1 pseudogene is annotated in these 213 nt (G+C 55.9%); it reads left to right on the top strand.

The features are described 5' to 3' along the window. Nucleotides 1-213 (top strand): annotated as a pseudogene (locus tag EXE42_RS20120) (hypothetical protein); the annotation flags it as partial.

Here is a 213-nt window from a genome sequence, read left to right as displayed (position 1 = left end):
CCGGTTCGACCACGATCCAGAGAACCCGATGGGGCACGATATCACCGAGGAGGGACTTCACATGGATGTCTACAAATTCGGTGAGAAGGCCCGCGTCAAAGACGATTTCCCACCCGTGAATTTAACACGAGCGCCGCGCTACTGTATCGCGTACATCGAGCAGCACGCCGACACGCTGCTCCGGAGATTCGAGAAATGGCACGATCTGAATCA

Source organism: Halorubrum sp. SP3, assembly GCF_005435195.1.
GTDB lineage: Archaea > Halobacteriota > Halobacteria > Halobacteriales > Haloferacaceae > Halorubrum > Halorubrum sodomense.
The sequence above is the reverse complement of the archived record's forward strand: the minus strand, read 5'-3'. Positions and strand labels throughout refer to the sequence as shown.